Here is an 8,336-nt window from a genome sequence, read left to right as displayed (position 1 = left end):
GCCGTTCTCGATGACCGGGCCGATGGTCACCTGCGTCCCGGGATACAGCGCCTGGACGGCTTCCGCGAGAACGTGCGCGCAATCGTGCCGGATCAGCTCCAGCGAGCGCGGGTCTTCACGGTTGAGGAATTCGATCTTCGCGTCACGCGTGATCGGATCGGAGAGATCCGTAACGGTGCCGTCGAGCGCCATGGCGACAGTGCGTTTGGCGAGCGATTTCGCGATGCCTTCGACGATCTCGCGGCCGGAAATGCCGGAGTTGAACTGGCGCGCGGCGCCATCGGGGAATGTCAGGGTAATCATCAATCTTCTCTCATGCTCACTCCTGCCAACGGAGCAGGTAAGCTGGGGCCGACGGTCTTGTGAGGTTCAATGCAGGGCGCCGCCGTCAGGTTCGACCGCCTCGCAGGTGATCGCAGGGGCATTCACGCCCCGCCAGCGACCGTAAGTCCAGGGCTTATACCAGCCCGCGCGCTCGGGCAATGTTTCGGGAACGAGATCCAGACCCGACGTGCCGAACGGGCCACATCGGCAAATTCGTGCGAAACCCATCCAACCGCCCGGCCAAAAACCATGTCGTTGGATCGCCTCGTCGGTGTACTCGGAGCAAGACGGGAGATGGCGACATTGCCGGCCGATCAGCCCCGAGAGCGTCAGTTGGTACCCGCGAATGGCCCAATGGGCCACCTGCCGAACGGCGCTGGCCATCAAGCCCTCTGTCCGGCGCGGTGTTCGATTTGATCGATGGCGTCCACCACCGCGTCGAAGGTGAGCAGAACCGAAGCGTGACGGGCCCGGAAGGACCTGATCGGCTCCAGGATCTCGATCTCCGCCCACCGCCCGGTCGGCGGCTCGCCCTCGGACTTCAACATGCGGCTCGTCACCTCTCGCACGGCGCGCAGCTCGCCTGCCGTGGATCCGACCACGAGGCTCGCCATGATCGCGGAAGAGGCTTGGCCGAGCGCGCAGGCCTTCACTTCATGAGCAAATTCGGTCACCACGTCGCCCTTAAGCTTGAGATCGACGGTCACGGTCGAACCGCACAGCTTGGAATGGGCTGTCGCGCTCGCGTCAGGATCCGTCAGCCGGCCGAGGTGAGGAATATTCGCCGCCAGTTCGAGGATCCGTCGATTGTAGATGTCGTTGAGCATGCTGCGCTGTGAGATGATCCGGAGATGACTTTCGGTGTCCTGCGCCCAATATAATCACTATGACCGCACTCTGCGACCCGCGTCCGCGGGGCGGAGCTGCACTGGGGGCGAGAAACCGACCGGGGTCGCCCGGCAAACCTGAGAGGCTCCACATGGATCATGTGGTTAAGTCCTTCGGCACCGATGAAACACCGCCTAAACCGCCGCCAGCCGTGGCGCGCCCGAAGCGCGAGGAAGTCGAGGCGGCCGTCAAGACCCTGATCCGGTGGGCTGGAGACGATCCGGACCGGGAGGGATTGAAAGAGACGCCGGCCCGCGTGGCGAAAGCGTTCGACGACTTTTATTCGGGCTATCGGGAGGATCCCGAAATCCTGCTCGACAAGGTGTTCAACGAGGTCGAAGGCTACGACGACCTGGTGCTGGTGCGCGACATCCCGTTCTATTCCCATTGCGAGCATCACCTGGTGCCCTTCTTCGGGGTCGCGCACATCGCCTATTATCCCACGGGCGGGGTCGTCGGCCTCTCCAAGATCGCTCGTCTGGTCGATGTCTTTGCGCGACGCCTCCAGACCCAGGAGACCATGACGGTTCAGATCGCCACGGCGCTGGAGCGGGCGCTGCGTCCGAAAGGCGTCGGGGTAATGCTGGAGGCCGAGCACTTGTGCATGTCGATGCGCGGCGTCCGCAAGGCGGGCTCGGCGACGATCACGAGCCAGTTTCTGGGCGCTTTCGCGGACGACCTTGCGGAACAGGCCCGCTTTATGACCCTCGTGCGGCACGGCAAGGCTTGAAACCAGGCGCGATCGGCGGCATTCGAAGGCACGCTCCTTTTTCGAGATCGCTCATGTGCGCCAATCATCCGCCGTTTTCCGCTCCCGGCTCCAAGGCCGATCTGGAGGAGGGCGCGACCCTGACTCCGCGTTTCGGCGCCGACGGCCTGATCACGTGCGTCACCACCGATGCGAAAACGGGCCAGCTCTTGATGGTCGCGCACATGAACGCGGACGCGCTGGCGAAGACGATCGAGACCGGCGAGGCCTGGTATTGGTCGCGGTCGCGCGGCGAACTCTGGCACAAGGGCGCGACGAGCGGCCAGATCCAGACGATCGCCGAAATGCGCATCGATTGCGACCAGGACGCCCTTTGGCTCAAAGTCGACGTCGCGGGCGACGGCGGCTGTTGCCACACCGGCAGGCGATCCTGCTTCTATCGGGTGGTCGATCGCGCCTTCGGTGAAGGGACGCGTCTCACGATTTCCGAAATCTGACGGTCAGCCCTGCGGAATTGGATGGGTGAAATAGACGCAAAGACCGTCTATCACCCGCCAATGACAAAGCGCGAAATTCTCAAAGCCCGCATCGCCACGAGCGCCGTCTTCCTCGGAAACGGCTTCGGCATCGGCACCTGGGCTTCGCAACTGCCACGCTTCAAGGCGAAGCTCGCCTTGTCCGACGGTGAGCTCGGTCTCGCTCTGCTCGCCTTCGGCCTGGGCGCCGTCGCTCTGATGCCGATCGTCGGTTGGCTTTCGACGCGCCGCACGAGCCGGCGCATCACCATCACCGCCGGAATCGCCTTCTCGATCGCCCTTTTCATGCCGGGGCTTGCGCCGAGCCTCCCCCTTCTCATCGCCGCTTCACTCGTCGCCGGGGCGTGCAACGGGGCGATGGATGTTGCCATGAACACGAACGCGACGGTGGTGGAGAAGGCCTGGAACGCGCCGATCATGTCGTCGTTTCACGCGTTCTTCAGCCTCGGCGGACTCGCCGGCGCCGCGATTTCAGCCCTGCTCATCGGCGCGGATGTCGGGATCGAAGCGACGCTTCTCTTGGCGTGCCTCGGAATGGGGCTCCTGTTTGCCGCCATGGGGTTCTGGATGATGGCCGAGACGGGACGGGGCGCGGATGGTCACGCCTTCGCTTGGCCACGCGGCGCCATGATGGCGCTCGCGATCTTCGCCATGCTCTGCATGGTGGTCGAGGGCGCCATGGTGGATTGGACCGCCATCTATCTGCGAAACGTCGCAGGCGCGGAGCTCCAAACGGCGGTGATGGGATTTGCCGCGTTTTCGCTCACGATGACCATCTGCCGCTTCATGGGGGATTTCGTCGTCGCCCGGTTAGGTCGCGCCCTGACGTTACAGCTTGGCGGCGGGTTGGCTGGTCTCGGGCTCATGCTCGCCATCCTGTTTCCCACGCCCACAGCGGCCATGATCGGGTTCGCGCTGGTGGGGTTGGGGTTGTCGAACGCCGTCCCGGTGTTGTTCAGCAGCGCGGCGGAGGTCGATGGCGTTCCGCCGGGCGTCGGCGTCGCCATGGTGGCAACGCTCGGCTATGGCGGCCTGTTGATGGGTCCGCCACTCATCGGTTTTGGCGGCGATCATTTCGGCTTGCGGGTAACCCTTGGTGGCCTGGTGATCTGCGCCGCGGTGATCGTCCTGATGTCGCAGCGTGCGCTCCGGCACCCCCCTTCGCGAGGTGCTGCGACATTACAGAACAATTCGATTCCGGCGCGTTATTCATAGACCCTTCATGAGGGCATGCGAACACTACCGGCATCCTGGGAGCTACGCTATGTTTTGGGATGGCATCGCCCGACGCAGTGTCGGGCTGGAAGGCGGCGGGGACGGCAAGATGGACGCGCCGGTCGAGCGCGAAACGCGCATCAAGCCTCGGATCGGCCTCGCTCTCGGCGGCGGCGCGGCGCGCGGATGGTCGCATATCGGTGTCGTGCGCGTTCTGTCGGAAGCCGGAATCCTGCCGGATGTCATCGCCGGATGTTCCATCGGCGCGGTCGTCGGCGGGTGTTTTGCTGCCGGCAAACTCGATGCAATCGAAGCCTTTGCGCTCTCGCTGACCAAGCGCCGCGTGATGGGATTGCTGGATTTCCACATTTCCGGATCGGGCCTGATCGGGGGCGGACGGCTACAGCGGCTGCTCGAAGCGGATCTGACGGGCCAGCGGGTCGAGGGACTCCCGATCAAGTTCTGCACCATCGCCACCGAACTCGCCACGGGCCATGAGGTCTGGTTGACCAAGGGCCCGCTCGTACAGGCGCTGCACGCCTCCTATGCGCTTCCGGGCATCTTCGACCCGATCTTTCTCGGGGGACGCTGGCTCATGGACGGCGCATTGGTCAATCCGATCCCGATCACCGCTGCGCGCGCGCTTGGCGCCGATGTCGTGATCTGCGTCAATCTCAACGGCGAGGTGCGCGTGCGCGGCACCGTCATCCAGTCCTACGACGCGACGCGGACGGACGAAGAGGACATCGAAGAGCATCTGGAAGAGCCTCGACGCTGGGGTCTGTTCTCCTCCTCCAAACCGTCGAAGAAKGTCCGCCAACCCAATGCGCCCGGCATCGCGTCCGTCATGGTCGACGCGTTCAACATCACGCAGGACCGCATCGCCCGGTCGCGACTGGCCGGCGATCCGCCGGATATCATGATCGCACCGAAGCTCGCCAAGATGGGCTTGTTCGAATTCCATCGCGCGGAAGAATGCATCGCGCTCGGACGTCAGGCGGCGGAACGCGCTTTGCCCGACATCATGGAGCTGATTCAGGAAATGACCGGCGCCGCGGATTAGGCGCTCGCGATATATTCCTTGATGGCTTGCGTTTCGGCCTCGATCTCCGCAAGCCGATGCTTCACCACGTCGCCGATCGAGATGATGCCGAGGAGCGTCTCTTCCTCGATCACCGGGACATGACGGATCTTGCTCTCAGTCATGATTTCCATGACGCTCGGGATGTCCGCCCGTCGCGTACATGTGACGAGCTGGCGCGTCATGTGCAGGACGACAGCCTCGTTCAGCGCATCCGGGCCCTTCTCCGCGATCGCGCGGACGATATCGCGTTCGGAGATGATTCCCGCGACCGGCTGCTGATCGTCGGCCACGATCACCGCACCGATTTTCCAGCGAGACAAAAGCTCAGCCGCTTGCAACAGCGTCTTCGTCGGCTCGATGGTGACGACGTTTCGTCCCTTGTTCAGAAGGATATGATCGACAGTCATGGGCGCCTCCGCTGGGACGGATGCGGCAGACCGTTGAACGATCTCACATCCGTTGAATGGCGGGTCGCGGCTTCCCAGAACCGGCCGGAAAGCAGTTGGACCCGGCGTCAGTTGATCGATGTTGGTTCACATCGGCGGTTTTTTCAAGCGCGGCGCGCACCGCGATGGCCCATCGGATCGAGAAACGGGAAAAGAATGAGCCCCGCGAAAAATCCGCCCACATGCGCTTCCCATGCGATACTCGCATCCGCCACGCCGAGGGGCTGCGCGAACGCATCCGAAAAATAGTTGATCACCAGCCAAACGCCGAGAAACAGCAGAACCTGGCGGTTGGACATCAGGCTGGACAGACTTTCCCGGTGGCGCTCATGCGGCTCGCTCAGTCGGCCGGACGCGTGGAACGTCGCCGGTGCGAAGATGAACCATGCCGCAGCGGCCATCATGCCGGACACCGCCGCCGATGCCCCGATCAGCGGCAGGACCTGCCATGGATGGACGAGCACATAGACCAGCGCTCCGGCAACGGCCGAGACGGCGGCGAGCAGCAGGTACCGGCCTGCGCCACACCGGCGCGCCAAAGGCGTGCCGAACGCGGCGAGCCAGACCGAGTTGAGGATCACGTGCGTCCAGGAGCCATGAAGGAGCGTATAAGTCAGGCCTGTCCAGGGCTTTCCCCCCTCTTCGCTCAGCACGTAGCGCGCCAAGACCAGCGGCAGTGATTCGGTGTCACCGGTCCCCTGCAGCGACGCGATGATGTCCTCGGCCTGCACACCCCCATACGCGACCGCCCACCGAGCTGGAACGACGGCGAGCGAGAACAACCACTCGAGATCCGTCTCCTCCGACAACAGAAACATCCGAACCGCATGGATGCCGAGAAGGATGAGCACCGACCACAAGACCACTGGCGGCAACTTGAAGATCGGCTCTCGAATAGAGGCGGAAGGTGTGGTCAACATTGAGGAATCCGACGGTGGGGCGGCACCCGCGACCGCTAACAAAACAAGAAGGAAAAGCCCTTATCGGCCGATACAAGCTCGGCTGTATTCAGCAGATGCGACATGCGGCCTTGCCGTAGTCCCGAGCATCTATATGCCTTTGCCGTAAAGGGATTGAAAAATTTGTTAACCATATTCGGAACCGTCCGACCCGCGACGCGTTAACTCACCTTTTACTTTACTCTTGAGCCGTTAGCGCGGCCGTGTCAGCTTGGTTAAAAGAACTTTAACGGGCTGTGCGGGGCATGTCTCACTCTCTTTTCAACGGCATCAAGCTGGGCGGCAAACAGGCCGGGGCCCTGACGGCCAAGCTGTCCGCAGCGGTGCTCGGAATGRCACTTCTTTTCAGTGGCGCCGCTCCCGCGCAAACGCTTGCATCCCTTCCGTCTTCGGAACTCCCGATCGAAAAAGGCGCGGCTGCCAGGCCGATCCTCGGATGGGTCCAGTTCTGCGACGCCAACCCGCGGGAATGCGCGTTCGATCCCTCCGAACCCCGGTTGATCACCTTGACCTCGTCGGTCTGGAACAACATCGTCTCGGTCAACAAGCGGATCAACAACGAGATCAAGGCGATCACCGATCAGGATCATTGGGGCGTCGTGGATCGCTGGAGCCTTCCTGAGGATGGAAAAGGCGATTGCGAGGATTTTCAGCTCCTCAAGCGCAAGATCCTGTCCGACCTCGGTCTGTCCCGCCGCGCCATGCGGATGACCGTCGTGATCGACGAGTTGGGTGAAGGTCACGCCGTTCTGGTGGTTCGCACCGATCGCGGCGACTACGTCCTCGACAACAAGCACTCGAACGTTCTGTCGTGGGACCAGACCGGCTACGTCTTCGTGAAACGTGAAAGCCAGGACGCGGTCGCCTGGGTGTCGCTCGGCGGAATCACCACCTCCCCGACCACGACCGCGAATCGCTGAGCGCGATAGGCTTCAATCGACCCGCGTCAGGCGGGTCGCGAACCGCTTCCAGTTCTCGATGTAGTGTCGCGCCGACCATCGCAGGCGCTCGATTGCCGCCTCGTCCAGCGGTTTGATGGCCCGCGCCGGCGCGCCGACGATGAGCGAATTGTCCGGGAACTCCTTGCCCTCGGTCACCAGGGCATTGGCGCCGACGAGACAATTCTTTCCGATTCGCGCTTTGTTGAGGATTGTCGCCCCCATGCCGATGAGCGAGTTCTCGCCGATCGTGCAGCCGTGCAGGATCGCGTGATGGCCGACGGTGCAACCGGCCCCGATGGTCAAAGGCGCGCCGAGATCCGTGTGGAGCAGCGCGCCTTCCTGAATGTTGGTGCCGTGGCCGATGTTGATCGGCTCGTTGTCGCCGCGAATGACCGCTCCAAACCAGATCCCGACATCCTGCCCGATGCTGACTCGCCCGATGACATGGGCATCGGGCGCGATCCAGAACCGCCCCGCCTCAGGAACGGACGGCTCGACGTCGTCGAGGCGGTAGAGCGGCATGCGGCGCCAATCCCTATTCGTCCAGATCCGTGTCGAGGATCGCCATGGTGAAGTTGTACGACCTGTCGCCGTCCTCATCGTCGAGGAACAGGACGCCAACGAACTCCTCGCCGATATAGACCTCGGCGGAATCGGTCTTCTTGGGGCGGCCGACCACACGGATCGAGGCATTTGCGAAAGTCTGACGCAGGTAACGCTCGACCTTCGCCATCTCGGTCTTGTCCACGATGAATCCTTTCAATCACATTGCGCGGTGCAGCGCTCGTCGCCTGAGGCTGTCCACCTGATGCAGCCCACTTGCCACGCCGGGGAGACGCTCGCAAGCGGCGCCCGGCGATGTGGATGCCTCAAATGCCTTCCATAACGAATTAGCGCGGCGTTCCCCAGCGTCGATAAATTCTCCCGAAACGTCACACCGTCAGGGGTCGGCCGTTTCCATGCACTACCAACATTTGACCAACTCCGGGGGCCGCCATCACGATCTCGCTCGCCGTGTTGGCTTAAGCCTCGTTCGCCACGACGCCCACCGCAGACGGAAACGGTTTTGCCACATGTGCGCCATGCGACCGAAGCTTCTCCACCAAACGACGGCCGACGTTGATCATCGGCTTCTCAACCCACTGGTAGAGCCGATCCGCGAAGATGACCGCCATCGCGGCGGTCAGGAGCATCGTGATTGAGCTGGCCTTCGCGCCGAGGAACACGCCGGAGA

At 63.0% G+C, this 8,336-nt stretch carries 13 protein-coding genes; 5 read left to right on the top strand and 8 right to left on the bottom strand.

Annotated features, from left to right (window positions below):
• The 3 genes from AC1DT3_RS07160 to AC1DT3_RS07150 form a co-directional block, all read right to left on the bottom strand.
• Positions 1-303 (bottom strand): TGS domain-containing protein (locus AC1DT3_RS07160; RefSeq protein ID WP_477464563.1); only part of this gene is annotated, 303 nt, incomplete at its 3' end.
• A gap of 66 nt (positions 304-369) precedes the next feature.
• Complete coding sequence (yidD, locus tag AC1DT3_RS07155) at positions 370-708, bottom strand: membrane protein insertion efficiency factor YidD (protein WP_477464562.1); 339 nt, start codon at positions 706-708, stop codon at positions 370-372.
• Positions 708-1,151, bottom strand: coding sequence for an iron-sulfur cluster assembly scaffold protein (locus AC1DT3_RS07150; protein ID WP_477464561.1), 444 nt, complete (start codon positions 1,149-1,151; stop codon positions 708-710). The genes yidD and AC1DT3_RS07150 overlap by 1 nt, the downstream gene beginning before the upstream one ends.
• Positions 1,152-1,303: 152 nt before the next feature.
• On the opposite strand from AC1DT3_RS07150, the gene folE reads away from it, so the two are divergent.
• Genes folE through AC1DT3_RS07130 form a run of 4 tightly spaced genes read left to right on the top strand, consistent with a single transcriptional unit; the run spans position 1,304 to position 4,735 of the window.
• Entirely contained in the window at positions 1,304-1,942 is a 639-nt protein-coding gene (gene folE / locus AC1DT3_RS07145) for a GTP cyclohydrolase I FolE (protein WP_477464560.1), read from the top strand.
• Positions 1,943-1,995: 53 nt separating this feature from the next.
• The gene (gene hisI / locus AC1DT3_RS07140) at positions 1,996-2,418 is read left to right on the top strand and encodes a phosphoribosyl-AMP cyclohydrolase (RefSeq protein WP_477464559.1); all 423 of its coding nucleotides are present in this window, start codon (positions 1,996-1,998) and stop codon (positions 2,416-2,418) included.
• A 21-nt stretch (positions 2,419-2,439) separates the two neighbouring features.
• On the top strand, positions 2,440-3,672 hold the full coding sequence (locus AC1DT3_RS07135; protein ID WP_477464558.1) for an MFS transporter: 1,233 nt from the start codon (positions 2,440-2,442) through the stop codon (positions 3,670-3,672).
• 49 nt (positions 3,673-3,721) lie between these two features.
• A complete protein-coding gene (locus AC1DT3_RS07130; RefSeq protein ID WP_477464557.1) occupies positions 3,722-4,735 on the top strand; it encodes a patatin-like phospholipase family protein in 1,014 nt (337 codons plus the stop codon).
• Here AC1DT3_RS07130 and AC1DT3_RS07125 read toward each other — a convergent pair.
• On the bottom strand, positions 4,732-5,163 hold the full coding sequence (locus AC1DT3_RS07125) for a CBS domain-containing protein (protein WP_477464556.1): 432 nt from the start codon (positions 5,161-5,163) through the stop codon (positions 4,732-4,734). The genes AC1DT3_RS07130 and AC1DT3_RS07125 overlap by 4 nt on opposite strands.
• Positions 5,164-5,306: 143 nt before the next feature.
• The gene (locus tag AC1DT3_RS07120) at positions 5,307-6,122 is read right to left on the bottom strand and encodes a rhomboid family intramembrane serine protease (RefSeq protein ID WP_477464555.1); all 816 of its coding nucleotides are present in this window, start codon (positions 6,120-6,122) and stop codon (positions 5,307-5,309) included.
• 371 nt (positions 6,123-6,493) lie between these two features.
• Here AC1DT3_RS07120 and AC1DT3_RS07115 point away from each other — a divergent pair, with 371 nt between their 5' ends.
• The gene (locus tag AC1DT3_RS07115; protein WP_477464564.1) at positions 6,494-7,081 is read left to right on the top strand and encodes a transglutaminase-like cysteine peptidase; all 588 of its coding nucleotides are present in this window, start codon (positions 6,494-6,496) and stop codon (positions 7,079-7,081) included.
• A 12-nt stretch (positions 7,082-7,093) separates the two neighbouring features.
• Here AC1DT3_RS07115 and AC1DT3_RS07110 read toward each other — a convergent pair whose 3' ends face one another.
• The 3 genes from AC1DT3_RS07110 to AC1DT3_RS07100 form a co-directional block, all read right to left on the bottom strand.
• On the bottom strand, positions 7,094-7,624 hold the full coding sequence (locus tag AC1DT3_RS07110; RefSeq protein WP_477464554.1) for a gamma carbonic anhydrase family protein: 531 nt from the start codon (positions 7,622-7,624) through the stop codon (positions 7,094-7,096).
• A gap of 13 nt (positions 7,625-7,637) precedes the next feature.
• Positions 7,638-7,850: a DUF3126 family protein gene (locus AC1DT3_RS07105; RefSeq protein ID WP_477464553.1), complete on the bottom strand. Its 213-nt coding sequence runs from the start codon at positions 7,848-7,850 to the stop codon at positions 7,638-7,640.
• 274 nt (positions 7,851-8,124) lie between these two features.
• Positions 8,125-8,336, bottom strand: a 212-nt coding sequence (locus AC1DT3_RS07100) for a hypothetical protein (RefSeq protein WP_477464552.1), incomplete at its 5' end; no start/stop codon positions are given.

This window comes from Microvirga sp. P4_G7, from assembly GCF_056401005.1.
This window is presented reverse-complemented; position numbering and strand designations above follow the sequence as displayed.